Below are 23342 nucleotides of genomic sequence, written 5' to 3' on the forward strand. Positions count from 1 at the left end.
CGATCGGGCGATCGCGCCGGCCTCAATCCGTCCACTTCACCTTGGTCAGATCGTCAGCCTCGATCGGCCAGTTCGTCCACATGCCCTGCAGCTTGGCGTCCCAGACGCCAATCTTGGGCAGCTCGAACAGGTAGACGGCGGGCACGTCGTGCGCGAGAATCCTCTGCGCCTCGCCCAGCAGCTCCAGCCTCTTGTCCTTGTCGACCGTGGTGCCGAGCTCCTTGATGACATCGTTGAACTTCGGGTTGTCATACTGGAAATAGTAGCCGGGCCGCGAATAGATATCGATGTCATTTGGCTCGACATGGGAAACAATCGTCAGGTCGTAGTCCTTGTTGGTGAAGACCTGGCTCAGCCACTCCGCCCATTCGACCGGGATGATCTGCAGATTGACCCCGATGTCCTTCAGTTGGGACTGAATCACCTGGCCGCCGTCGCGCGCGTAAGGTACGGGCGGCAGCTTGATCGTGGCCGAGAAGCCGTTCTCCAGCCCCGCTTGCTTCAGATACTCCTTGGCCTTGGCGATGTCGTGCGGATAGACGCCGGTGAGATCGACATAGCCCGCATCGGCTGGCGAGAAATGAGAGCCGATCGGCTTTCCTAGACCGTTCGAGGCCGCGGCGATGATGGAGCTGCGATCGATTGCGGAGGCGAGCGCCTGCCGCACCGCAAGCTTGTCGAAGGGCGGCTTCTTGTTGTTGATCGACAGGATCGTCTCGCCCTCGGTCGAGCCGATCACGACGCTGAAGCGCGGATCGGACTGGAGTTGCTCGAGCGCGTCTTGTGCGGGCATGTTGGCGAAAGCCTGGATGTCGCCCGAAAGCAATGCGGGGACAGCCGCGGCCGCGTCGGGCACGATACGGAATGTCGCCTTGTCGAGCGCGGCGGGCGTACCCCAGTACTCCGGATTCTTGACCAGCGTGATCTCGGAACCCTTGGCCCAATGATCGAGCTTGAACGGACCGGTGCCGATCGGCTTGTCCTTGTTGCCGTCGGCCGACCCCTTCGCCACGATCACCGCCGCAACCTGGCCCATGTCATAGAGGAAACTGCCCTGCGGTCCGTCGAGACTGACCTTGACCGTCGCCGGATCGACCGCCGTGACATCGGTGATGTGCGCAAAGAGTTGCTTTTGCGGATTGAGCGAATCCTTGGCACGCGCCCGGTCCAGCGAGAATTTCACGTCGTCGGCGCTGAAGGCCGAGCCATCGTGGAACTTCACGCCGGAATGCAGCTTGAACGTGTAGACCTTGCCGTCGTCAGAGACGGCCCAGCTCTCGGCGAGACCGGGCTGAACCTGGCCGTTGTCGTCAATGCGCGTCAGCCCTTCAAAGACATTGGCATAGGTGACTTCGCCGATGGCAGCGGCCGCGCCGGCGGTCGGATCGAGATGCGGCGGCTCAAGCACGATGCCGAGCGTGAGGTCGGTGCGTGCGGCAAAGGCCGACATGGCGGCGGCAAGCGACAGCACAGCCGCGGCCAGGATGGTCTTCCACAATTTCATCGCTGAACTCCCATTGCTCAAACGTGCCCAGGCTGGCGGATAGAAGCGTGATTTCGCGCGCGAGTAAATTGCGTTTCGTGCTGCCAGGCGGCGCCAGGCGGAATGTTTTTGCGGATCAGCCGGTTGTACCGCGCAAGAGCACATTGAGGCCGATAGCCATCACCTTGGCCGATTCCACCATGTCGGCGATGCCGACCCATTCGTCCGGCCGGTGGGCGAGGTCGAGAATGCCCGGGCCATAAGCGATGCAGTCATAGAGGTGGCCAATGCGCGCGACATGCTTCTGGTCGTATGTGCCCGGCGAGATCACATAATCCGGTTCGCGGTCGAACACCGCCATGATGCCCTTCGCGACAGCCTGCACCACCGGCGCGTCGCGCTCGGTCATCAGCGGCAGCACCTCCATCAGGTCGCGGATCTCGTAGTCGAATTTCTTGCGCTCGCGTTTCAGCCGTTCGAGGATGCCGGTGACTTCGCCTTTGACGGCGGCGATGTCCTCTTCGAGCAGAAAACGCCGGTCGATGGTGAGCCGGCACCAATCGGGCACGTTGGGCGAGGGAAGCCCCGGCCGGAAATCCTCGGTCTGGCCGCCATGAATGGAATTGATGTTCATGGTCGAGCGCCTGGCGCCTTCCGGCACCACCGGCATGCGCGTCATCTTGCGGTCGAGGGCCGGGAACAGCTCGTCCTCGAAGGCCTGCAGGACGGCGCCCATGTGGCGCACCGCATTGTCGCCGAGGAACGGCATCGAGCCATGCGCGATCTCGCCCTTGGTCTCGATCTCGGCCCACCACACGCCGCGATGGCCAAGGCAGATGCGATCCTTGTTCAGCGGCTCGGGGATGATGACGTGGTCGACTTTCGGCTTCGAGAAATAGCCGAGCCTCGCCAGATGGGCGACGCCGCCGAAGCCGCCCGATTCCTCGTCCGCCGTGCCCGATATCTCGATGGCGCCGGGGAAATCGGGATAGACTTCCACGAAGGCTTCGACGGCGATGACGGAGGCAGCCAGGCCGCCCTTCATGTCGCAGGCACCGCGCCCATAGACCTTGCCGTCCTTCACTACGCCGGCGAAGGGATCGACGGTCCAGCCGTCGCCGGCCTCAACCACGTCTATATGCGAGTTGAAATGCACACAGGGACCGGGTGAGCGGCCCTCGAAACGGGCAACGACGTTGACGCGCGGATAGCGGTCGTTGTCGCCGGGCGTGCCCTCGGCACGAATAAACTCGGTTTCGAAGCCGAGTTTCCTGAGACGCGCGCCGAGAAACTCGGCGCATGGCCGATAGGCTTCGCCCGGCGGGTTTACGGTCGGAAAGCGGATCAGGTCCGCGGTCAGCGCAACGAGGTCGTCGGTCCGGTCCTCGACCGCCTTGAGAAGTCGCTCATTCATCCGGCAGATTGAAGAAGGAACGCGGCGCTTTTGCAAGCGACCAGTCGCCCATTGCCACACAACGACCGAAGCATGGACCAACGCCTCGCCTAAACTTCAGAGGGTGCGTGGCGCGGCGGCAACTATACCGCGAAAATCGTTCAAATTCATTGGATTGGATAGGCGGTTTCGTCAAGGAGTGTGTGGTACTTAACGCATCTGCCGGCAAAAAGATGGAAGAACCGCGCGAATGGCAGGGGGCAATCAAAGGGGTTTGATCGCATGAAAAAGTTCGTTCTCACGGCAACCGTGCTGGCAACTGCGTTGTTCGGCATGTCCATCGCAAGTCGGGCGGCCACGCTAGTCGCCAATATCGACGTCTCCTCGCAGACCATGACCGTCAGCAAATACGGCCAGGTCGTCTATCGCTGGAGCGTGTCGACGGCGCGCAAGGGCTACTTCACGCCGCGCGGCAGCTACCGGCCGCAATGGACCGCCCGGATGTGGTATTCGCGCAAGTATGACAACTCGCCGATGCCGTATTCGGTGTTCTTCCACGGCGGCTACGCCATTCACGGCACCGGGTCGGTAAGAAATCTCGGGCGCCCGGCGTCGCATGGCTGCGTGCGCCTGCATCCGTCCAACGCCGCGACCTTCTATTCGATGGTCAAGGAAGTCGGTTTCGGCAACACACGGATCGTCGTCACCAACTGACCTAAAGGCCGGCTGCCGCCTTCGCCTGTCCGCGCTTGCGGCGACGGCCGCTGATTTCCCAGCGCTTGTGGAACCACATCCACTGGCCGGGATCCTCACGCACCCAGCGCTCGACCACATCGGTGAGCAGCTGGGTGGTGGCGCTGACGTCGACGCTACCGCCTTCGGTGCGCGGCAAGGTCAGCCTGTCCTCGATTTCCAGGCGGAAGCGGTTGCCCGGCAGCCTGACGCAGCGGGCGGGGTAGACATCGCAGTCGTAGTGGCGGGCCAGCATGCCGAGCATCGGATTGCTCTGGCATGGGCGGCCGAAGAAAGTCGTCTCCACGCCGCCAGAGAATTTCTGATCGACAAGCACGCCGATATTGCCGCCCTTTTCGAGGATGGCGGCAAGGGCGAAGGACGCGCCGGCGGCGGAGGGCAGCAGGGCGCCCATCGAGGAGCGGCGCGTCGAGTGGATGTAATCGGCGAGATAGGGGTTGTTCGGCGGGCGAAACAGCGCCGTGATGTTCATGCCGAAGGTGGCCGCGGCCACCGGCAGCAACTCGAAATTGCCGAGATGGCCGGTGAACAGGATATGCGGCTTCGTCTCGCTGGCGATCTCGTGGAAATGCTCGACGCCGCCTACCTCGACCCGGCCCGGCTTCGAAGCGTTCGGATCGAAGTCGAACAGCGCGTCGAGGAAGATGTATTCGGCCGCGAGGCGGGCCATGTTGCCCCACATGTCGCGCGCAATGGCTTCGATCTCGGCGTCACTCTTTTGCGGATAGGCAAGGCGCAGATTGTTGACCGCAACGCGGTGGCGCCCGACCATCGGGCCGATGCGGCGGGCGACGCGGTCGGCGAAGTTGAGCGCGCTGTCCGGCGGCAGAAGGCGCAGCAGCGAGAGCAACACGATGGCGAGCTTGGCGACCAGCCAATGCTCCAGCTGGCGCAGCCGCCGGCCATAGCGGAACATGAAGTCCCGGCGGGCTTTCCTGAACACCTTGCCGACCATCCTGTCTTAGGAAACGCGCAGGATGATCTTGCCGAAGACGTCGCGGCCTTCCATGCGCTTCAGCGCGGCGTCGATGTCGTCGAAGCCGACTTCCGTGTCGATGACCGGGGCAACGAGGCCGGCCGCCATCTTCTGCATGGCGTTGGCCATGTTCTCCATGCGGCAGCCGAAGGAGCCGAGCAGCTTCAGCTGCTGCTGGAACAGCTGCATCAGGTTGACCTGCGTCGACACGCCCGAGGTCGAGCCGCAGGTGACGAGACGGCCGCCGCGCTTCAAGCACAGCATGGAACCGGCGAAGGTGTCGGCACCGACATGCTCGAACACCACGTCGACACCCTTCTTCCTGGTCAGCTTGCGCACAACGCCTTCGAAACGATCCTCGCGGTAGTTGATGACATGGTCGGCGCCAAGCGCCCTGGCCTTGTCGATCTTGTCGTTCGATCCGACCGTGGTGATGACCGTGCAACCCATCTTCTTGGCGAGCTGGATGGCAGCGGAGCCGATGCCGGAGCCGCCGGCATGGACGAGGACGGTTTCGCCCGGTTCCAGCTTCGCGTTGTCGAACAGCATGTGCTCGACCGTGCCGAAGGTGACGGGCGCGACCGCCGCGCCGATCTCGGTGACGCCGGGAGGCGCGGGCACCAGAAGACGCGCCGGCAGGTTGATCTTTTCCTGGGCAAAGCCGTCGAGATGGAAGCCATGGACGCCGGAAACATGCTCGCACAGATTGTCGCGGCCTTCGCGGCAGGCGCGGCAGAGCCCGCAGGTACGCGCGCCGTAGATCGACACCAATTGTCCCGGCAGGAGGTTGGAGACGCCCGGTCCAACCGCCTCGACCTCGCCGGCGGCTTCGGCGCCGACGACCAGCGGCAGCTTGCGCTTGGCAAACGCCATGCCGCGCCAGCCCCAGACGTCGATATGGTTGAGCGCCACCGCCTTGATGCGGAGCGTCACTTCGCCCAGCGAAGGCGGCGGGGGAGGCGCCAGGTCCACCGTTTCAAGGCGGCGGTCCTCGATAAGTTGCAATGCGCGCATGTGGCCTGTCGGGTTCTGATCAAAAGCGCGTTTGCGCTTTAGTTCTTTGTTTTATGCATGTCGTCGCAAAAACCGATTTTACTTTTGCACGACATGCATTGGCGGAAAAAATCCGCTTAGACCGGTTCCCGCGCCATGACAAGGCAGGTGTTCTGGCCGCCGAAGCCGAAGGAATTCGACAAAACCGTGCCCACTTCGGCGTTGCGCTTCTTGTTCGGCACGACGTCGAGCACGATGGCCGGATCGGGATTGTCGTAATTGATCGTCGGCGGGATGACGCTTTCGCGCATGGTCATCAGCGAGAAGGCGGCCTCCACCGCGCCGGCGGCCGACAGGGTGTGGCCGATCATCGACTTGTTCGACGAGATCGGCATCGAGCCGATGCGCTCGCCGAAGACGGTGGACAGCGACAGGTGCTCCATCTTGTCGTTCTCGGGCGTCGAGGTGCCGTGCGCATTGACGTAGTCGATCTCGTCTTCGCCAAGGCCCGCATCGGCAAGAGCGGCGCGCACCGCCGCGATTGCCGGCGAGCCGTCGGGCTTGGAGCGAGTGCGGTGAAAATCGTCGGCCTTCTCGCCGCAGCCGCGCATGATGCCGAGGATCGCCGCGCCGCGCGCAAGGGCGCCTTCCAACGATTCCAGCACCAGCGCGCCGGAGCCTTCGGCCAGCACGAAGCCGTCGCGGTCCTTGGAGAAGGGCTTCGAGGCCTTTTCGGGAATATCATTGTGGGTGGAAAGGGCCGAGAGCAGCGAAAAGCGGATCAGCGCTTCGGCGGTGGCCGAGCCGTCGGCGCCGATCGACAGCGCCTTGTCGCACTCGCCGCGCCGGATCGCCTCGACCCCGAGCTGGATGGCGGTGGCGCCCGAGGCGCAGGCGGTCGACAGCGTGATCGGCAGGCCACGCGTGCCGAAGCGGTCGGCCAGGCGATCGGCGATCGAGCCGAACTGCGTGGTCTCGAAGACATCCAGCTCCTTCAGCCCGCGCGCCACGCGCAGCAACCTTTCTGCACCGGCGTCCTGCTTGTCGGAATTATAGAGCGAGAAGCGGTCGATCCAGTCGAGCTCGACCGGCGGCGAGGCCAGGAACAGCGGGCCGCCGAAATCGCCGGACTCCAAACCAGCTTCCGAGACGGCCTCCTGGGCCGCCGTCTCGGCCAGTTCGTAGGTGAGGTGGCTGGCGCCCTTCGAGCTCGACGGCAGGAAGTCGACCATGCCGGAAATGCGGGTGTTGAGGTGGTCGACCGGAAAGCGGGTAATCGGATGGATGCCGGATCTGCCTGAGGTCAGCGCCGCCCAGTTGTCGGCCTTGCCGACGCCGAGCGAGGTCACCACGCCGATACCGGTAACGGCGACGATCGGCCTGCCCATGTGGTCGCGAAGATTGGCCATTCTTTGTCTGCCTCGTTATCGAGCAATTCCAGGAAAAGTGTGTAGCGGTTTTCCGCCCGGAATTGCGAAAAACCGATCTAAGCGGCTTTAACCAGCCCCAGGCCCTCGAATTGGTGATAGCCGATTGCGGTTGCAAGGACGGAATTGGGGGCGCCTTCGAATGGGCGCTCCACCGTGGCATCGAAGGCAGGATAACCGGCCCCGCGGTCGACAGCCATTGCCGCGAGCGCAACCGCAAAGGGGAATTGAGCCTCCTTCATATGGCCGGTCAGCGTCGAGAAGGCGCGCACGGCCAAAGCCGGGTTGGCATCGAGAACGGCCTTTTCGGCCGCCGTCGCGGCGTGGGCGCCGGAGGCTGCGGAAATCGTGAGCAGATCGCCGTCGGGAAGGGCGGCCTGCTTCAGCAGCGCAGCAATCTCAGAATTCAACTCGCCTTGCCGGCGCCTGGCGCGGCCGGAGACGACGGGGCCAAGCTCGGCGTAGATCTTGCGGCCGCGGTTTTTTGCGTGCTCGCGCTGCTCGAGCACCAGGAAGGCGCCGCCGGAGCCCGTCACCACGCCGCCGCCTTCGGCGCCCTGGCGTTGCCAGACCGGCTTCCATGGGCCGCGATGCAGGTAGCCGGCAAGCTCGTAGCCGAGCAGCATGTCGGAATGCTCGGTCTGGAATGCGCCGCCGACCAGAACATGGGTCGACTGTCCCGAGCGGATGCGCGCCGCCGCCGTCTCGACGGCCGAGACGCCGGCGCCTTCCTCGCCCATGAAGGTGCGCGACGAACCGGTGACCTTGTGGACGATCGAGATGTTGCCGGCGAGCAGGTTAGAGAGCTGGGCCAGGAACAAAGTCGGCCGCAGTTCCGTGGTCAGCTTCTCGTTGAGCAGCACGTCGCGGTCGTTGCGGCTCTCGGAGGCAGCCAGGATCGCGGCATCGACGGCTTCGTCGCGCTCGCCGCCGCCGGCCGCCACCACCATGTCCATGGTGGCGCAAAGCTCGTCATTGCCCTTGATGCCGGCATCGTCGAGCGCCAGGCCGGCGGTGTAGGTGCCGAGACGCTGCCAGGTTTCCATCTGACGCTGGTCGCCGCGCTTGGCGATCTGCAGGTTCCAGTCGATCTCCGGCAAGGGATGGATGGTGTAGGGCGCAAAGCGCTCTGCCTCGAGCACCGGCTCAAGGCCCGGTCGGGTGAGCTTCTGCCAATGCGCATCAGGGCCCTCTCCAAGCGAAGAGACAAGGCCGATGCCGGTGATGACGACGTCGTGAGAGCTCATGGGCGGCTGTTGTGGGTCAGCTGGCGGGGCGCGTCAAGACCGCGCCCGCGCCGGCTCAGGCGGCCTTGGCCGCGACCAGCGCGTCGATCTTGGCGCACAGGTTCTTCATGACGAAGTAGTCGTCGGTCGAGGCCTTGCCGTCATTGACCTCCTGCGTCCACTTCTCGAGCGGCACCTTGATGCCGAATTCCTTGTCGATGGCAAAGACGATGTCGAGGAAATCGAGGCTGTCGATGCCGAGATCGTCGATCGTGTGGCTCTCGGGCGTGATGGTGTCGATATCGATCTCGCTGGTGTCGGCAATGATCTTGGCGACTTTCTCGAACGTGGTGGACAAGGGCTCTTCCTTCGGTTGCGGGCGGAATCTGTCCGCATCTTGTTTGGGCGCTGTCTAATCGGTTTTTCCCGGCAGGAAAAGGCCTGACGCGCCGGGGCAGATGGGATGTCGGCTTTGGGAACGCAAGAAGGGCCGCCGGCCTGCCCGGCGGCCCTTCCCATTTGACGTCGCGTCAGCCTTGTTTCGCATGCCGTCTTCCCAAAGCCGGAACCAGTTTGGGCGACATGCATCAGTCGCGGAGCTTGACCAGGTCGTTGAGCAACCCGCCCGTCCCGTTGTGGACGGTGAGCCGCTCGACCTTGCCGGCGATGGCCTCGAGAGCCTCGAGCTCCTTCAGTCGCAGCATCACCGGGTTCTCGGCCATCACCTTGGCCGTGTTGAGCAGCGAACGGGTGGCGTTCGTCTCCTCGCGGCGGCGGATGACGTTGGCCTCGGCCTGCTTCTCGGCCGAAACCACCTGGTTGAGGATCTCGCGCATGTCGCCCGGCAGGATCACATCCTTGAGAGCGATATCGCTGACCTCGACGCCGATCGCGGCCATGTCGTCGCGCACCTTGGCAGCCGCGTCGTCGTCGACCGTGACCTTCTTGTCGAGGATCTGGTCGAGCGTGAGCGCGCCAAGCGTCTTGCGGAAGGCATACTGCAGGGCGCGGTAGAGGGCTTCGGAGAAGTCCTTCACCGTGCTCACCGCCGTCACCGGATCGACGACCCGGTATTCGGCGGCGATGTTGACGCGGATCGTCACGCGATCCTTGGTCAGCACTTCCTGCCCGGCGACATCGAGCGACTGGCGCTTGACGTCGACGACCTTCACCTGGACCATGCGCCCGACATTCCAGAAGGCGTGCACACCCGCGGCAAGCGTGCGGGTGTAGACGCCATCCACGAACAGCAACCCGACCTGGCCGTCAACGACCGGATAGAGGAACACATGTTCCGTCTTCCGGGCCTGGCCGATCCGGCGCATCAAGGCCGGATCGACGGCGAGATCGGCCGCCGTGTCGACGGACGTGACCTTCCACGGGCCGGCTTCCGTCCACAGCACGAGCTTGCGATCCGGGTTGAGCACGGCATGCAAGGCGCCGTCGCGCTCGACGACGGCGACGTCGGTACGCCCGGTGCGGACGACGGTGAGGTGACGCGCGGCCACATCCGGGAGCTTGTCGAACAACGCCTTCTCGTAAGCCGAAACGAATTCCGGGTTCTTCAGGTCGTGCCGGGAGATTTCCAGGTTGGCGCGCCGGTTGGCGAGCCAATGCTCGCCCGGCATCAGGATCGCCTGGATCTCACCCTTGTAGAGGGCGACGGCACGTTCATTTTCCTTCACGAGGACGCGCTGGCGTCCAAGAAGCTTTTCGAGAATGGTCTTCATTGTCTTACTCCTGTCGGGCATGGCCCCATGCGAGGCGTCACGTCATGCGTCGATCGTCCTTTCGTTTCTCGTTTCACGTCGTCGTCTCCCGGGCACGAATGATCCGGGGACCGGTGGCATCGGCGCGTGGCGGGCCTTCGGGAGCGGATCGCGGGGCGGCGAAGCGGGCACCGGAAACCGAAGCTTCCTTTGCCGGCCGCGCCGCGCCTTGATCGTCACCGCGGGCCTGGCCGCGAGCCGATGGCGCAGGACATCGCCGCCCGGCGAGGCCGAAGCCTTGCCGTCCGTGAAGTCCCCGCATTCCGGTCCCCGGACCGTTTTCGGATGGCGTATCAGGCCAATGGAGAAGGATTCGAACCTTCGACAGTCAGATTAAAAGTCTGATGCTCTTCCAGCTGAGCTATCCGTGATGCAGATGACGGGACTCGAACCCACAACCTCCGGATTATGTCCGGCGCTCTCCCAGTTGAGCTACATCCGCGATCCCAATCCCCGAAACGGCGCCGTATACAGGGCGGCAAAGCCGCCTGCACGGGCGGAGACGAAAGCTCCAACCGTTGTGCTCGCTTCGGTTTTCGTGACCGGGAGCGCGCCTATAGACCCTGCGACGGGTTGTCGCAAGCGGCATTGTCGCGGCGGATTTGCGGCTTCTTCCAGGAGTTGTATTTCGGCAACACTAGCCGGCGACGCCTTAGAAGGTGACCCGTCCCAGCACCTTGAGACCATCACCGTCCGGCGCCACCACCACGGCCTCGCCCTCGCGCGGCGCGACGCCGGTGAGCGCCTCGATGTTTTCCACATGCGTGACCAGGACCAGATTGTCGGAGCCGGAATAGCCGCGGATCTCCTTGATGATCGCGGCCTTCTGAGCAGCCTTTTCGGCCGGGTCGGTTTTGAGCAGATCGAGCGGCGCGAAGGGCTGCGGCTCGGATTCGAAAGCGATGCGGGCAGTATCGAGGCAGCGGCAGTAGCGGCTGGAGAGCACGTGATCGATCGGCGCCGAGCGCGCCGCGAACAGCGCGCCGATGCGGCTTGCCTGCTGCTTGCCGCGCTCCGACAGGTTGAGCTGCGTGGCGCAATTGCCGATGTCGAAATTGGCCGGGTCGGCAGCTCCGGTGACGAAGGCGTGGCGAAGCAGCACGACGCGGCCGCCGTCGCGCAGCAGCGCCCACCCCGCGTCGGTCGCGTGGGCCAGGGTGGGAACGGCAAGCAGGAAGAGCGCCAGGGCAAGTCGCAGCATCGGAAGTCCTATGGCAGCCCGCAAAGGCAAGGTCGTGATTGGCATATAGGGACCGCAAAGCAGGCTGAAAGACAAGCAGCGAGGCAGCAGAGCAAATGGAGCGCCGTTCCGTTTGAAGCGATTGCACTGCAGTCAGGGCTCGCCTATCACGGGAAAAATGTCTTCGCCCAAGAAATGACTCCGCTCACTGAAACCGTTCTCTTCGTCTTCAGCCTTGTGGCGCTCGGCTATCTGGCCGGGCTCACCGGCTATCTGAAGCCGGCGAGCGGGGAGGGCATTTCCGAATTCGCCATTAGCGTGGCGATGCCGCTGCTGCTCTTCCGGACCATGGTCAAATCGGATTTCCATGGCGTAACGCCCTGGTCGCTGTGGGGCGCCTATTTTGCGGCCGCGGCAATCACCTGGGCCACGGGCCATCTGATGATGACGCGCGTTTTCAAGCGAGATGCACGCGCGGGCATCGTCGGCGGCGTGTCCTCGGCCTATTCAAATGTCGTGCTGCTCGGCGCGCCCTTCGTCCTCGGCATATTCGGCGCCAGCGGCTTCGAGGTGCTGTCGCTGCTGGTCTCGGTCCACCTGCCGATCATGATGATGGCCTCGATAGTGCTGTTCGAGATGTTCGGGCGCGGCAGCGGCGAGACGGTGCATCCGCTGCGCGTCGTCAAAAACTTCCTCAGGCGCCTGTTCCTCAATCCGCTGATCATCGGCATCCTGGTGGGGCTCGCATGGCGCCTCACCGGCGCGCCGCTGCCGGATCTCGTCGAAAGGTTGGTCAATACGCTCGCCGATACGGCCGGTCCGGTGGCGCTGTTCGCCATGGGGCTCAGCCTGCGCCGTTTCGGCATCTCCGGCAATATCAGGCCGGCGCTGGCGCTGTCGGTGCTGAAACTGTTCGTGATGCCGGCGCTCGTTCTGGTCTTCGTCTGGCTGCTCGGCCTGCCGCCGCTGACGGCCAAGGTCGCGGTGGTGGTTGCGGCACTCCCTTCGGGCATCAATTCCTATCTGATCGCAGTCCAGTTCAACACCGGCCAGGCGCTGGCCTCGAACCAGATGACGCTTGCCACCGCCAGCGCGGTGGTGACCACCTCGTTCTGGCTGACGGTGGTGATCCACGTCTTCGGATAAGGGATGTCGTTATTCAGGTGAGGCCGGCCTGCAAACACCGATTTCCAGCTCTTCCGGCCTTCGCCGGCCGAAGCCTCATGAGTGGCGTGGCAGCTAAATCAAGGCTATGGCCGGCATAGGCCGGTGCTCACGTACTTTAGGTACGCTCCGCTCCGGCCTTCGCCGGCCGAAGCCCTCATAAGTGTCTTCGCCCCATGAAGGCTACGGACGGCGTAGGCCGGTTCTCGGAAATCGCTATTTTCGGCTCGGCCTGACCTGAATCTCGACATCCCTGCCAGCAATTGAGGCGTTCGCTTTTGCTGGCCCAACCCCTATATGCCATCTTGTGATTGCTTGCCCGCCTTTCCCTAGGTAAGAGCAATGCGCCGGCGTGCGGCTCTTGAAGCACGCTCCAACGGATATCCAGAAAACGGCCGATCAGCGCGCCGAACGGAGGCCAGACCATGCTTCAGAAAACCAGCCATTTCATGCGCCAGGCCAACCTCATCGATGGTGAATGGGTGCAGGCCGACAGCGGCCAGACCATCGACGTCAACAATCCGGCGACCGGCCTCAAGATTGGCACCGTGCCTAAGGCCGGCAAGGCCGAGACCCGCCGGGCCATCGAGGCCGCCGAGGAAGCCTTCAAGAGCTGGCGCAAGACCACCGCGCTCGAGCGCTCGAAGCTGCTGCGCAAGCTGCATGACGCGATGATGGACAATCAGGATGTGCTGGCCGAGCTCTTGACCATCGAGCAGGGCAAGTCGCTTAGCGAATCCAAGGGCGAGATCGGCTCGGCCGCCAGCTACATCCTGTGGTTCGCCGAGGAAGGCCGCCGCGTCTATGGCGACATCGTGCCGTCGCCATGGGGCGACCGCCGTATCCTGGTAACCAAGGAGCCGGTGGGCGTCATTGCAGCCATCACGCCGTGGAATTTTCCGTCCTCGATGCTTGCCCGCAAGATCGGCCCGGCTTTGGCCGCCGGCTGCACCGCGGTGGTCAAGCCCGCCTCGCAGACGCCTTATTCGGGCCTCGCCTGGGGCGCGCTCGTCGAGGAAGTCGGTTTCCCGAAAGGCGTCGTCAATGTCATCACCGGTTCGGCCGGCGAGATCGGCGACGAGATCTGTGCCAACCCGCTGGTCAAGAAGATCACCTTCACCGGCTCGACCGAGGTCGGCAAGATCCTGATCCAGAAGTCGGCCGCGACGGTCAAGAAAGTGTCGATGGAACTCGGCGGCAACGCACCGTTCCTGGTCTTCGACGACGCCGATGTCGATCGTGCCGTCGCCGGCGCCATCACGGCCAAGTACCGCAATTCCGGCCAGACTTGCGTGTGCACCAACCGCTTCCTGGTGCAGGCCGGCATCTACGACAAGTTCGTCGAGAAGCTGGCTGCCGCCAGCAACAACCTCAAGGTCGGCTCGGGCCTCGAGGAAGGCGTGCAGCAGGGGCCGCTGATCGACGAGAAGGCGGTCGAGAAGGTCGAGGAATTCATTGCCGACGCGACGTCGAAGGGCGGCAAGGTCGTCGCCGGCGGCAAGCGCCATGCGCTCGGCGGCTCGTTCTTCCAGCCGACGGTGATTTCTGGCGCCACGCCGAACATGCGCTTCATGAAGGAAGAGATTTTTGGGCCGATCGCGCCCGTGTTCAAGTTCGAGACCGAGGAAGAGGCGGTCGCGCTGGCCAACGACACCGAGTTCGGCCTTGCCGCCTATTTCTACACCGGCGATCTCGGCCGCGCCTTCCGCGTCATGGAAGGCCTGAAATACGGCATGGTCGGCGTCAATGAAGGCCTGATCACCACGCCCGAGGCGCCGTTCGGCGGCGTCAAGGAATCCGGTCTCGGCCGAGAAGGCGGGCATCAGGGCATCGAGGACTATCTCGACACCAAATATGCCTGCTTCGGCGGCCTCGGGCTCTGATATCGATCCCCGGAACAGGGCAGGCGCCCAGAGCAGTCCACCGTTTCAGAAAAACGGTGGACTGCTCTTTCGCCTTGTTTTGGCGCAAAACCGCTGCGCACTTTTCCTGGAATTGCTTTAGCCTGCCCTTGCCGGATGATGCGCAGCCGGCCTAAATCCACGGATCGGAAACGACATTTCGGGCATGGCGATGAAAGACGGCGAGGTCTTCGGCACGACGCAGGCGGGCGAGGCCGTGCGCCGCTTCACCATTCGCGGCGGCGGCATCACGGCCAACATCATCGGGCTCGGCGCCATCATCCAGGACCTCAGGCTGAGCGGCCATGACGCGCCGCTGGTGCTGGGCTACGACCGATTCGAGCCCTACCAGACCGACCGCGCCTTCTTTGGCGCCGTCGTCGGCCGCTTCGCCAATCGCATCGGCGGCGGCCGCTTCACCATCGCCGGCAACCGCTTCCAGACCGAGCAGAATTTTCTCGGCAAGCACACGCTGCATGGCGGCTCGGAAGGCTTTTTCCGCCGGCCATGGACCGTCTCGCTGCATGGCCGCGATTTCGTGACGCTGACGCTGCACGATCCGGACGGCGCGATGGGCTTTCCCGGCGCCCTCGACGTCACCTGCACCTATCGGCTGAAGATCCCAGGCACGCTCAGCATGGAGCTGACCGCGACCTGCGAGGAGCCGACGCTCTGCAATCTCGCGCAGCATTCCTATTTCAATCTCGACGATGGCGGCGCGGGCGACATCCTCGATCACCGGCTGATGCTCAACGCCGGCGCCTACACGCCGGTCGATGACGAGATGATCCCGACCGGTGTGGTGAAGCCGGTCGACGGCACGCCCTACGATTTCCGGCAGGCGCGGCCGCTGCGCATGGAAATGGAAGGCGAGCAGCTTCGCTACGACCTGAATTACTGCCTGGCCTCCAGCCGTGGGCCGCTGCACCAGGCTGCCTGGGTGCAAGGCGCCAATTCCGGTGTCGAGATGGAAGTCTGGACCACCGAACCGGGACTGCAGCTCTATAGCGGCCAGTTCGTCGCTCCGACGTCGCCGGGTCTCGACGGCCGCCGCTACAAGGCGTTTTCAGGCCTCTGCCTCGAAGCGCAGACATGGCCGGACGCGCCGAACCGGCCTTATTTCCCGCAGGCGACGCTGTGGCCGGGGCAAATCTATCATCAGGTGACGGAATATCGGTTCCGCTTGCCCTAAAGTTTGCCGATTTTGAAGTGATTCCTGCCCAAGCTTCGATAGCGCTTAACTGTCGAAGGCCATCCGCAAGGTCTCAGATGGCGCCAGCGCGCCGCGAACCTGCACCACCGCGGCGGCGACTTTGTGGGCGCGGCGCACCGCGTCGGCAGGTGCGTGGCCGGCAAGCCGGGCGGCGAGATAGCCGCCGTTGAAGGAATCGCCGGCGCCGGTGGTGTCGACGGGGACAGCCACATGCACCGCGTCGACAGTTTGCGAAGCGCCGTTCAGCGCAATCAGGGCCGGCTGCTCGCCATTCTTGACTACGACCTCGCCGGTCAGCTTGCCCAGGCGCTTGGCTGTGACTTCGGGGGTCTCATCGCCGAACAACATCTGCTCGTCCGGAAAAGTCGGCAGCGCGATGTCGGTCACCGCAAGCGCTTCCAGGATCGCGGCTTGAGCCGCCGCGCGGCTCGGCCACAGACGCGGCCGGTAGTTCGGGTCGAAGGCAACGAGCGAGCCGGCCTTGCGGGCAGCCGCCACGGCCGAGAGGAGGGTTTTCCGCGCCGCCGCGTCCAGAATTGCCAGGGTGATTCCGGAAAAATAGACAAGCGCCTGGTTTTCAAGGCTTTTTGCCAGTGCTGCCGGATCCGAGGCGAGCTGGCGCGCGGCCGCGTCGCTTCGCCAGTAGGTGAAGGCGCGCTCGGCTCCGGTAAGCGTTATGGCGTAAAGGCCGGGGCGCGCGCCGGCAATGACCGGGCTGTTGCCCACGCCTATGCCATTCTCGGCAAAGAAGGCGATCTGGTCGCGCGAGAAGGGATCGTCGCCGAAGGCCGTCACATAGGTCGCGGGCCGATCCGGGCTCAAGGCGTGCAATGCCCAGAGCGTGTTGAAGGTATCGCCGGCAAAACCCATGCGCCAGTTCGGGCCAGCCTGGCCCGACAGTTCCAGCATGCATTCGCCGATCGATGCGATACCATTGGCCATGCGGGCTTATCCCTTCCTAACATCTTGTTGCTGTAGCTTTTTGCGGCCGGCAGCGCCATGCTTGGCTAGCGGCGATTTTTGCGCCAGAAGCGATTTCCCACAGGCAGGGCGGGACGCGACAAGCGGCCCGCGACGTTAGCAGCCGAAGAGGAACGGGCTTGGCATCGACATGGCGTTACATTCTTGCGGGTCTCGGTTTGGCCGCGCTGCTGGTAGGCATCGTGGCCGCCATCTATCTGACGTTGCCGCAATCGGCGCCCGGACCGGACCTGTCGCGCTCGAAAAAGACGGCGAACGGCTTGTTCGTCGCGAGCTTCGAGCCGGAGCGCGGCGTCGTCCGGCAGGGCGAGCTGCAGTCCTGGCTGCTGACGCTGAAGACCGCCGCCGGCGCGCCGGTGGAAGGAGCGGCCATCACCGTCTCCGGCGGGATGCCGCGGCACGACCACGGCCTGCCGACCAGTCCGCAGGCGACCGATTATCTCGGCCAGGGGCGCTATCGCATCGACGGCGTGAAGTTCACCATGAGCGGCTGGTGGCAGCTGCACTTCGGTATTTCGGCGGCCGCCGGATCCGATACCGTCGTCTTCAACATCGTGTTGTGAGCGGGCCATGAGGCGTATTGCCAGCATCGCAAGCCTGCTGGCTTTAGCCGCTTTTGCCCTGTTGGGCGGATGCGGCAAGCCGCAATTCGGCGACGCCGAGAAGAAGACCATCGCGTCGCTGGCGCTGAACACGTTGCCCTCGCTCAAAGTCGACACCACCAACCAATATGCGGATGTGCCGGCGGCTGCCGCGCTCGGCTCGACGCTGTTCTTCGATGCCGGCATGAGCCGCGACGGCACGGTGTCCTGCTCGACCTGCCACAAGATCGACCGCCAGTTCCAGGACGACCTTCCGCAGGCGGTCGGCGTCGGCCACACCAACCGGCGCACGATGCCGCTGGCGGGTGTGGCGCGCAATCCGTGGTTCTTCTGGGACGGCAGGCGCGACAGCCTGTGGGCGCAGGCGCTGACGCCGCTTGAAAACCCGCTGGAGCAGGCCGGCAACCGGGCCGCCTTCGCGCATTACATCAAGAAGCGGTTCGGCGAGCGCTATGAGCGGATCTTCGGACCGCTGCCGGACCTTTCCAGCGCGCCGGCCAATGCCACCCCGCTCGGCAGCGACGCCGAGAAGGCGGCGTGGAACGCCATGCCCACCGGCCGGCAAGACGACGTCAACCGCGTCTTCGCCAATATCGGCAAGGCGATCGCCGCCTTCGAGCGATCGATCGAGCCTCAGCAGACGCGCTTCGATCGCTTCGCCATCGATCTGGCGACCGGCGCCAAGCCGGAAGGCAACGCCGCTTTCTCGCCCGAGGAAGTCCTTGGGCTGAAGCTGTTCATCGGCAAGGCCAATTGCGTGACCTGCCACAACGGCCCGCGCTTCACCGACAACTCCTTCCACAACACCGGCGTGCCGCCGGTCGACGGTCTGCCGCCTGACCGCGGGCGCGTCGATGCCGTGGCGCAGGTCGGGGCCGATCCTTTCAATTGCCTCGGCAAGTTCCGCGACGGCGACGAAAGCGCCTGCCGCGAGCTGCGCTTCATGGTCAAGGACGGTCCGCAAATCACGCGCGCCTACAAGACGCCCTCGCTCAGGGGCGCGGCTGATCGCCCGCCCTACATGCATGCCGGCCAGTTCTCGACGCTCGATGAGGTGGTCGCGCATTATTCGAAGGCGCCGCCCAGCGTGGAAGGCGTCTCCGAAGTGCACCCGCTCCATCTCTCCGAGCGCGAGCGCGCGGCGCTGGTGGCTTTCCTGAAGACGCTGTCGGAGTGAAGGGATAAAAGGTGATCCCATGAACCGAAAAACAATTCCCGTCGAAGATGCTGCCAAGGACTGGTTTAAGGACCCGGAATTTGTTGCTGAATTCAATGCGTTGGACGCGGAATTCGCGATGGTCGAGGCAGTGATAAAGACCAGCAAGCAGATCGATCAGATGAGGAAGCCTCGCACTAGTGGCACTGCACAGGGATTTTGACCGGTCGGCTCTGTTTGCGTTGGCAGGTGGCACGCGTTGGAGATTGGCCCAGCGCGATCGTCATTCCAGGGCGGAGCAGGAGCGAAGCTCCGTCACGAAGACCCTGGAATCCATGCCGTTACCTTCGCCAAGGCGTGCAACGGAGCAGAATTCTGCACCGTGGCGGCGCTTCCAAGTCTCGGAATGGATTCTATGGTCTGCGCCGCGTCGCTTCGCTCCTTGCTCCGCCATAGAATGACGAGGTTGGGGCGGCTTCAGCCAATCCCCGGCGTTTGCGCTGACTTTCACGGACATAAACGGAAAATCTCACACCAAGACAAACGGCAACCTTTCAGAATCCCTGTGTCGGGAACTATCTGTCCTTCACCGTCTCCATCGCCACGAAGGTCGACGTCTGGGCGACGTGGGGCAGGGCGGAGATGCGCTCGCCGAGCACCCGGCGATAGGCGGCGATGTCGGTGGTGCGGACCTTCAGCAGATAATCGAAGCTCGATGCCATCATGTGGCATTGCTCGATCTCCGGCACGCCCTGAACAGCGCGATTGAAGGCATCGAGCGCCGCCGAGCGCGTGTCCGATAGCTTCACCTGGACGAAGGCGACATGGCCTTCGCCCATGCGCTCGCGGTCGATGACCGCGCGGTAGCCGCGTATGTACCCGTCCTTCTCCAGCCGCTTCACGCGCGCTTGCACCGGCGTCTTCGACAAGCCGACTTTCAAAGCCAGTTCGGACATTGAAAGCCTGCCGTCGCGCCCGAGCGCGGACAGGATGTTGCGGTCGATGCGGTCCAATTGGTCTTCGGTCATCAAAATTGCAGTCGAAATGATGGGACTAGTCCCTATATGATAGATCGATCAGTCTACCATGTCGATTTCTTTGGACCGACTGGAATCCGCAGCTGTGCTAGCTTGCGCCATTCGGTCCGGCGACCGCCAGACCGTTCGCTCACGCTCGCTTTTCATGGACCCGCCATGCCGCTCGACGCCATCCGCCAGCAGATCCGCGCCAATTATTTGCCCGACGAAGACGAGGCGGTGAAGCGCCTGTCGGCGGCGGCCGGGCTTTCGGCGCAGGAGCGCAAGGCGATCTCGGCGCGCGCGGCCGATCTGGTGCGCGCGGTGCGCGGCTCGACCGATCCCAGGCTGATGGAGGTCTTCCTCTCGGCCTACGGCCTGTCGACCAAGGAAGGCGTGGCGCTGATGTGCCTGGCCGAAGCGCTGCTGCGCGTGCCCGATGCCGAGACGATGGACGATCTCATCGCCGACAAAATCGCGCCGCATGACTGGTCGGCGCATTCGGGCGGCTCGAGTTCCATCTTCGTCAACGCCTCGACCTGGGCGCTGATGCTGACGGGCCGCGTGCTCGACGAAGGCGAGGGCGGCATCGAGGGCACGCTGCGCGCCATGGTGCGCAGGCTGGGCGAGCCCGTGATCCGCAAGGCGGTCGCCGCGGCGATGCGCGAGATGGGCGAGCAGTTCGTGCTTGGCCGCACCATCGCCGAGGCCGTCAAGCGCGGGCGGCCGATGACGCAGAAGGGTTATCTCTATTCCTTCGACATGCTGGGCGAAGCGGCCCGCACCGAAGCCGACGCGCTGCGCTACCACCGCGCCTATGCGGATGCGATCTCCTCCCTCGATGCCGGGTCGAACGGTCCCGACATTCGTTACAATCACGGCATTTCAGTCAAGCTCTCGGCGCTGCATCCGCGCTATGAGGTGGCGCAGCGCGAGACCATGCTGCCGGTGATGTCCGAGCGGCTGCTGTCCTTGGCGCTTGCCGCCCGGCATTCGCGCATGGGCCTCAACATCGACGCCGAGGAGGCCGACCGGCTCGACCTGTCGCTCGACGTCATCGAGCGCGTGCTGGCCGAGCCGGAGCTTGCCGGCTGGGACGGTTTCGGTGTCGTCATCCAGGCCTACGGCCCGCGCGCGGCCTTCGCCATCGATTGGCTCTATGCGCTCGCCAGGAAATACGATCGCAAAATTATGGTGCGGCTGGTGAAAGGCGCCTATTGGGACACCGAGATCAAGCGGGCGCAGACGCTCGGCCTGTCCGGCTATCCCGTGTTCACCCGCAAGGCCAACACCGACGTTTCGTATCTGGCCTGCGCGAAAAAGCTGCTGTCGATGACCGACCGCATCTATCCGCAATTCGCCACGCATAACGCGCACACGGTTGCCGCGATCCTGTCGATGGCGAAGGACCGCGACAGCTTCGAGTTCCAGCGCCTGCACGGCATGGGCGAGGCGCTGCATGAGACGGTGCGGCAGGCCGAGGGCACGCGCTGTCGCATCTATGCGCCTGTCGGCGCGCATTCGGATCTGCTCGCCTATCTGGTGCGCCGTCTGCTGGAGAACGGCGCCAACTCCTCCTTCGTGCACCAGTTGACCGACGAGGAGGTCGAGCCCGAGGAGATCGCGCGCGATCCGCTCGCGGTTATCGAGACGCAGGGGCCGGCCGCCAATCCGGCGATCGCTCGTCCCGCCGCGATCTTCGGCGCCGGACGCCGCAATTCCAGGGGCTTCGACATCACCGATCCGGTGACGCTCGCGGCAGTCGACAAGGCGAGGGCGGCGTTCGCCGGAACGGATCGCTGGCATGCCAAGCCGGTCACGCGCGCCGCCGGCTACGGTCAGCCGCGCCAGATCGTCAATCCGGCCAAGCCCGACGAGATCGTCGGTACGGTGCATGAGGCGGCGGCCAAGCAGGTGGCGACCGCCGTGCGCATCGCCGTCGACGCGCAACCCGCCTGGGCAAAGCGCCCGGTTGCCGAGCGTGCCGCCATCCTCAACCGCGCCGCCGACCTCTACGAGGCCAATGCGGTCGAGTTCTTCGCTCTCGCCACCCGCGAGGCCGGCAAGTCGCTGGCCGACGGCGTCGCCGAAGTGCGCGAGGCGGTCGACTTCCTTCGCTACTACGCCGCCGAGGCGGCCAATGCCGAAGCGGGCACGCAAGCGCGCGGCGCGATCGTCTGCATCTCGCCGTGGAATTTTCCGCTGGCGATTTTCACCGGCCAGATCGCGGCAGCTTTGGTCACCGGCAATTCGGTCATCGCCAAGCCGGCAGAGCAGACGCCGCTGATCGCCTTCCGCGCCGTGGAAATGCTGCGCGAGGCCGGCGTGCCTGAGGATGTCATTCAGCTTTTGCCGGGCGATGGCGCCTCGGTCGGTGCGCCGCTGACGGCCGACCCGCGCATTGCCGGCGTCTGCTTCACCGGCTCGACCGAGGTCGCCAAGCTGATCGAGAAGCAACTGGCCGAGACCGCGGCGCCCGATGCGATGCTGATCGCCGAGACCGGCGGCCTGAATGCGATGATCGTCGATTCCACCGCGCTGCCGGAACAGGCGGTGCGCGATATCCTCGCCTCCGCCTTCCAGAGCGCCGGCCAGCGCTGCTCGGCGCTGCGCGTGCTCTACGTCCAGAAGGACGTCGAGAAGAAGATGCTGGAAATGCTGAAGGGCGCGATGGAAGCGCTTACTGTCGGCAATCCTTGGGCGATTTCGACCGACGTCGGCCCCGTCATCGATGATGAGGCGCAAGCGTCGATCAGCGACTATTGCAAGAAGAAGGGGCTGGAAGGCAGGCTGATCGCGAAATTGGAAGCGCCGGCAACCGGCCGCTTCGTCGCGCCGCATGTCTTCCGCGTCAAAGGCATAGAGGAAATGGAGCGCGAGGTGTTCGGCCCGGTGCTGCATGTCGCGACCTTCGACGCCGACGAGATCGACCAGGTGATCGCCGCCATCAACCGCAAGGGCTATGGGCTGACCTTCGGCCTGCACACGCGCATCGAAGGCCGCGTCCAGCATTTCGTCGATGGCATCCATGCCGGCAACATCTATGTGAACCGCAACCAGATCGGCGCCGTCGTCGGTTCGCAGCCCTTCGGCGGCGAGGGGCTTTCGGGCACCGGCCCCAAGGCCGGCGGACCGCATTACCTGCGCCGCTTCCGCAAGGGGCCGGAGGCCGGCACCGAGCTTGGCGAGGGTCACAAGGTGACCGCGACCGAGCTTGCCGACAATCTGCCGGATCCGACGCTCGGCGGCTGGTCGACGCGACCGGACCGCGTGGCGATCCTGAGGAAGCATCTGCGCGGCAAGGGCGCGGCGGCGATCGCCGCTGCGGCAAGCCTCGATTTCGGCCAGGTAGACCTGCCGGGGCCGACCGGCGAGGCCAACACGCTGTCGCTGGCGCCGCGCGGCCGGGTGCTGTGTCTAGGCCCGGATACCGAGACGCTGCTTTCCCAGGCGATCCAGGCGCTCGCGGCCGGCAATGCGGTGCTTGCGGTGGCGCCGGGCGCTCCGGCGGCGCTATCGGCGCTGACCGGCAAGGGTCTGCCGCTGGCGGCGATCGACGGCCGGCCCGATCCGGTCGAGGCGCGCTCGCTGCGGGTCGATGTTGTCGCCTTCTCCGGCACGCCGGAGGCGGCGCGGATCGTGCGCAAGGTGATTGCCGAGCGCTCCGGGCCGATCGTGCCGCTGGTCAGCGAAGTGCTGAACCCGGCCGCCTACTCGCATGAGCGCGCAGTCTGCGTCGACACCACGGCGGCGGGTGGTAACGCCAGCCTGCTGGCGGCAACATAGTTCCCAAGCACGGCGATTTTGGCCAGTCGGCTATGTCTGCGTAGGCAGTTACATGCCTTGGCGATTGGCCGGAACGCTCATCGCGATCGTCATCCACGGGTCTCCGCGACGCCGCTTCGCGGCTGCTTCGCCCGTGGATGACGAGGTTGAGGAGGCTTCAGCCAATCCCCAGCGTTTGCGCTGATTTCACTGACCCGCCGGCAAGTTTGAGGATCCCTGTGTCGAGGAACTAGCTGGCGCTGCACGGGGATTTTGAAAGGTTGCCGTTTGTCTTGGTGCAAGATTTTCCGTTCATTTCCGTGAAATCAGCGCAAACGCCGGGG

General features: G+C 64.5%; 19 protein-coding genes and 2 tRNA genes. 8 read left to right on the forward strand and 13 right to left on the reverse strand.

Features of this window, described 5'->3' with window-relative positions:
- Window positions 1-22: 22 nt before the first annotated feature.
- Window positions 23-1504, reverse strand: a complete 1482-nt coding sequence (locus FJ425_RS29430; RefSeq protein ID WP_140727692.1) for an ABC transporter substrate-binding protein — start codon at window positions 1502-1504, stop codon at window positions 23-25.
- A gap of 115 nt (window positions 1505-1619) precedes the next feature.
- Window positions 1620-2897 (reverse strand): acetylornithine deacetylase/succinyl-diaminopimelate desuccinylase family protein, encoded by a 1278-nt coding sequence (locus FJ425_RS29435; protein WP_140727693.1) that lies wholly within the window; start codon window positions 2895-2897, stop codon window positions 1620-1622.
- A gap of 261 nt (window positions 2898-3158) precedes the next feature.
- Here FJ425_RS29435 and FJ425_RS29440 point away from each other — a divergent pair, with 261 nt between their 5' ends.
- Window positions 3159-3590, forward strand: coding sequence for a L,D-transpeptidase (locus FJ425_RS29440; RefSeq protein WP_140627146.1), 432 nt, complete (start codon window positions 3159-3161; stop codon window positions 3588-3590).
- 1 nt (window position 3591) lies between these two features.
- On the opposite strand, the gene FJ425_RS29445 is transcribed toward FJ425_RS29440, so the two are convergent.
- The 9 genes from FJ425_RS29445 to FJ425_RS29485 form a co-directional block, all read right to left on the reverse strand.
- Window positions 3592-4584 carry a lipid A biosynthesis lauroyl acyltransferase gene (locus FJ425_RS29445; protein WP_140627148.1) on the reverse strand — a complete coding sequence of 331 codons (993 nt, stop codon included), beginning with the start codon at window positions 4582-4584 and terminating at the stop codon, window positions 3592-3594.
- Between the two features lie 6 nt (window positions 4585-4590).
- On the reverse strand, window positions 4591-5619 hold the full coding sequence (locus FJ425_RS29450) for a zinc-binding dehydrogenase (protein WP_140627150.1): 1029 nt from the start codon (window positions 5617-5619) through the stop codon (window positions 4591-4593).
- A 116-nt stretch (window positions 5620-5735) separates the two neighbouring features.
- The gene (locus FJ425_RS29455) at window positions 5736-7007 is read right to left on the reverse strand and encodes a beta-ketoacyl-ACP synthase (protein ID WP_140627151.1); all 1272 of its coding nucleotides are present in this window, start codon (window positions 7005-7007) and stop codon (window positions 5736-5738) included.
- A gap of 77 nt (window positions 7008-7084) precedes the next feature.
- Entirely contained in the window at window positions 7085-8272 is a 1188-nt protein-coding gene (locus tag FJ425_RS29460; protein ID WP_140627153.1) for a beta-ketoacyl-ACP synthase, read from the reverse strand.
- Between the two features lie 55 nt (window positions 8273-8327).
- On the reverse strand, window positions 8328-8609 hold the full coding sequence (locus FJ425_RS29465) for an acyl carrier protein (protein WP_027167184.1): 282 nt from the start codon (window positions 8607-8609) through the stop codon (window positions 8328-8330).
- Between the two features lie 229 nt (window positions 8610-8838).
- A complete protein-coding gene (locus FJ425_RS29470) occupies window positions 8839-9981 on the reverse strand; it encodes a slipin family protein (protein WP_140627154.1) in 1143 nt (380 codons plus the stop codon).
- Between the two features lie 337 nt (window positions 9982-10318).
- Window positions 10319-10386 (reverse strand) — tRNA-Lys (locus tag FJ425_RS29475).
- A gap of 5 nt (window positions 10387-10391) precedes the next feature.
- Window positions 10392-10462, reverse strand: a tRNA-Tyr gene (locus tag FJ425_RS29480).
- A 210-nt stretch (window positions 10463-10672) separates the two neighbouring features.
- Window positions 10673-11221 carry a histidine phosphatase family protein gene (locus tag FJ425_RS29485; RefSeq protein ID WP_140627156.1) on the reverse strand — a complete coding sequence of 183 codons (549 nt, stop codon included), beginning with the start codon at window positions 11219-11221 and terminating at the stop codon, window positions 10673-10675.
- A gap of 174 nt (window positions 11222-11395) precedes the next feature.
- Between FJ425_RS29485 and FJ425_RS29490 the strand changes: the two genes are divergently transcribed.
- The 3 genes from FJ425_RS29490 (at window position 11396) to FJ425_RS29500 (ending at window position 15457) form a co-directional block, all read left to right on the forward strand.
- Window positions 11396-12346, forward strand: a complete 951-nt coding sequence (locus FJ425_RS29490) for an AEC family transporter (protein ID WP_140727695.1) — start codon at window positions 11396-11398, stop codon at window positions 12344-12346.
- A 443-nt stretch (window positions 12347-12789) separates the two neighbouring features.
- A complete protein-coding gene (locus tag FJ425_RS29495; protein WP_140627160.1) occupies window positions 12790-14247 on the forward strand; it encodes an NAD-dependent succinate-semialdehyde dehydrogenase in 1458 nt (485 codons plus the stop codon).
- Window positions 14248-14431: 184 nt separating this feature from the next.
- Window positions 14432-15457 (forward strand): aldose epimerase family protein, encoded by a 1026-nt coding sequence (locus FJ425_RS29500; RefSeq protein WP_140627161.1) that lies wholly within the window; start codon window positions 14432-14434, stop codon window positions 15455-15457.
- A gap of 45 nt (window positions 15458-15502) precedes the next feature.
- Here the strand turns inward: FJ425_RS29500 and FJ425_RS29505 are convergent, their stop codons facing one another.
- Window positions 15503-16420, reverse strand: coding sequence for a sugar kinase (locus FJ425_RS29505; protein WP_140627163.1), 918 nt, complete (start codon window positions 16418-16420; stop codon window positions 15503-15505).
- 158 nt (window positions 16421-16578) lie between these two features.
- On the opposite strand from FJ425_RS29505, the gene FJ425_RS29510 reads away from it, so the two are divergent.
- Genes FJ425_RS29510 through FJ425_RS29520 form a run of 3 tightly spaced genes read left to right on the forward strand, consistent with a single transcriptional unit; the run spans window position 16579 to window position 18440 of the window.
- Window positions 16579-17022, forward strand: coding sequence for a FixH family protein (locus FJ425_RS29510; RefSeq protein ID WP_140627165.1), 444 nt, complete (start codon window positions 16579-16581; stop codon window positions 17020-17022).
- Between the two features lie 7 nt (window positions 17023-17029).
- Window positions 17030-18238, forward strand: a complete 1209-nt coding sequence (locus FJ425_RS29515; protein ID WP_140727697.1) for a cytochrome c peroxidase — start codon at window positions 17030-17032, stop codon at window positions 18236-18238.
- A gap of 19 nt (window positions 18239-18257) precedes the next feature.
- Window positions 18258-18440: a hypothetical protein gene (locus FJ425_RS29520; protein WP_181176104.1), complete on the forward strand. Its 183-nt coding sequence runs from the start codon at window positions 18258-18260 to the stop codon at window positions 18438-18440.
- Between the two features lie 352 nt (window positions 18441-18792).
- Here FJ425_RS29520 and FJ425_RS29525 read toward each other — a convergent pair whose 3' ends face one another.
- The gene (locus FJ425_RS29525; RefSeq protein ID WP_040981793.1) at window positions 18793-19245 is read right to left on the reverse strand and encodes an Lrp/AsnC ligand binding domain-containing protein; all 453 of its coding nucleotides are present in this window, start codon (window positions 19243-19245) and stop codon (window positions 18793-18795) included.
- A 165-nt stretch (window positions 19246-19410) separates the two neighbouring features.
- On the opposite strand from FJ425_RS29525, the gene putA reads away from it, so the two are divergent.
- Entirely contained in the window at window positions 19411-23019 is a 3609-nt protein-coding gene (gene putA / locus FJ425_RS29530) for a bifunctional proline dehydrogenase/L-glutamate gamma-semialdehyde dehydrogenase PutA (protein ID WP_140727699.1), read from the forward strand.
- Window positions 23020-23342: the final 323 nt, after the last annotated feature.

The organism is Mesorhizobium sp. B2-7-2 (assembly GCF_006440775.1).
Taxonomy (GTDB): domain Bacteria; phylum Pseudomonadota; class Alphaproteobacteria; order Rhizobiales; family Rhizobiaceae; genus Mesorhizobium.

Coding starts and splice junctions, on each gene's coding strand:
- FJ425_RS29525 (WP_040981793.1), bottom strand. CDS start 19,245: ATGACCGAAGACCAATTGGACCGCATCGACCGCAACATCCTGTCCGCG.
- FJ425_RS29485 (WP_140627156.1), bottom strand. CDS start 11,221: ATGCTGCGACTTGCCCTGGCGCTCTTCCTGCTTGCCGTTCCCACCCTG.
- FJ425_RS29520 (WP_181176104.1), top strand. CDS start 18,258: ATGAACCGAAAAACAATTCCCGTCGAAGATGCTGCCAAGGACTGGTTT.
- FJ425_RS29505 (WP_140627163.1), bottom strand. CDS start 16,420: ATGGCCAATGGTATCGCATCGATCGGCGAATGCATGCTGGAACTGTCG.
- FJ425_RS29515 (WP_140727697.1), top strand. CDS start 17,030: ATGAGGCGTATTGCCAGCATCGCAAGCCTGCTGGCTTTAGCCGCTTTT.
- FJ425_RS29495 (WP_140627160.1), top strand. CDS start 12,790: ATGCTTCAGAAAACCAGCCATTTCATGCGCCAGGCCAACCTCATCGAT.
- FJ425_RS29450 (WP_140627150.1), bottom strand. CDS start 5,619: ATGCGCGCATTGCAACTTATCGAGGACCGCCGCCTTGAAACGGTGGAC.
- FJ425_RS29455 (WP_140627151.1), bottom strand. CDS start 7,007: ATGGCCAATCTTCGCGACCACATGGGCAGGCCGATCGTCGCCGTTACC.
- putA (WP_140727699.1), top strand. CDS start 19,411: ATGCCGCTCGACGCCATCCGCCAGCAGATCCGCGCCAATTATTTGCCC.
- FJ425_RS29445 (WP_140627148.1), bottom strand. CDS start 4,584: ATGGTCGGCAAGGTGTTCAGGAAAGCCCGCCGGGACTTCATGTTCCGC.
- FJ425_RS29440 (WP_140627146.1), top strand. CDS start 3,159: ATGAAAAAGTTCGTTCTCACGGCAACCGTGCTGGCAACTGCGTTGTTC.
- FJ425_RS29500 (WP_140627161.1), top strand. CDS start 14,432: ATGGCGATGAAAGACGGCGAGGTCTTCGGCACGACGCAGGCGGGCGAG.
- FJ425_RS29470 (WP_140627154.1), bottom strand. CDS start 9,981: ATGAAGACCATTCTCGAAAAGCTTCTTGGACGCCAGCGCGTCCTCGTG.
- FJ425_RS29430 (WP_140727692.1), bottom strand. CDS start 1,504: ATGAAATTGTGGAAGACCATCCTGGCCGCGGCTGTGCTGTCGCTTGCC.
- FJ425_RS29460 (WP_140627153.1), bottom strand. CDS start 8,272: ATGAGCTCTCACGACGTCGTCATCACCGGCATCGGCCTTGTCTCTTCG.
- FJ425_RS29435 (WP_140727693.1), bottom strand. CDS start 2,897: ATGAATGAGCGACTTCTCAAGGCGGTCGAGGACCGGACCGACGACCTC.
- FJ425_RS29490 (WP_140727695.1), top strand. CDS start 11,396: ATGACTCCGCTCACTGAAACCGTTCTCTTCGTCTTCAGCCTTGTGGCG.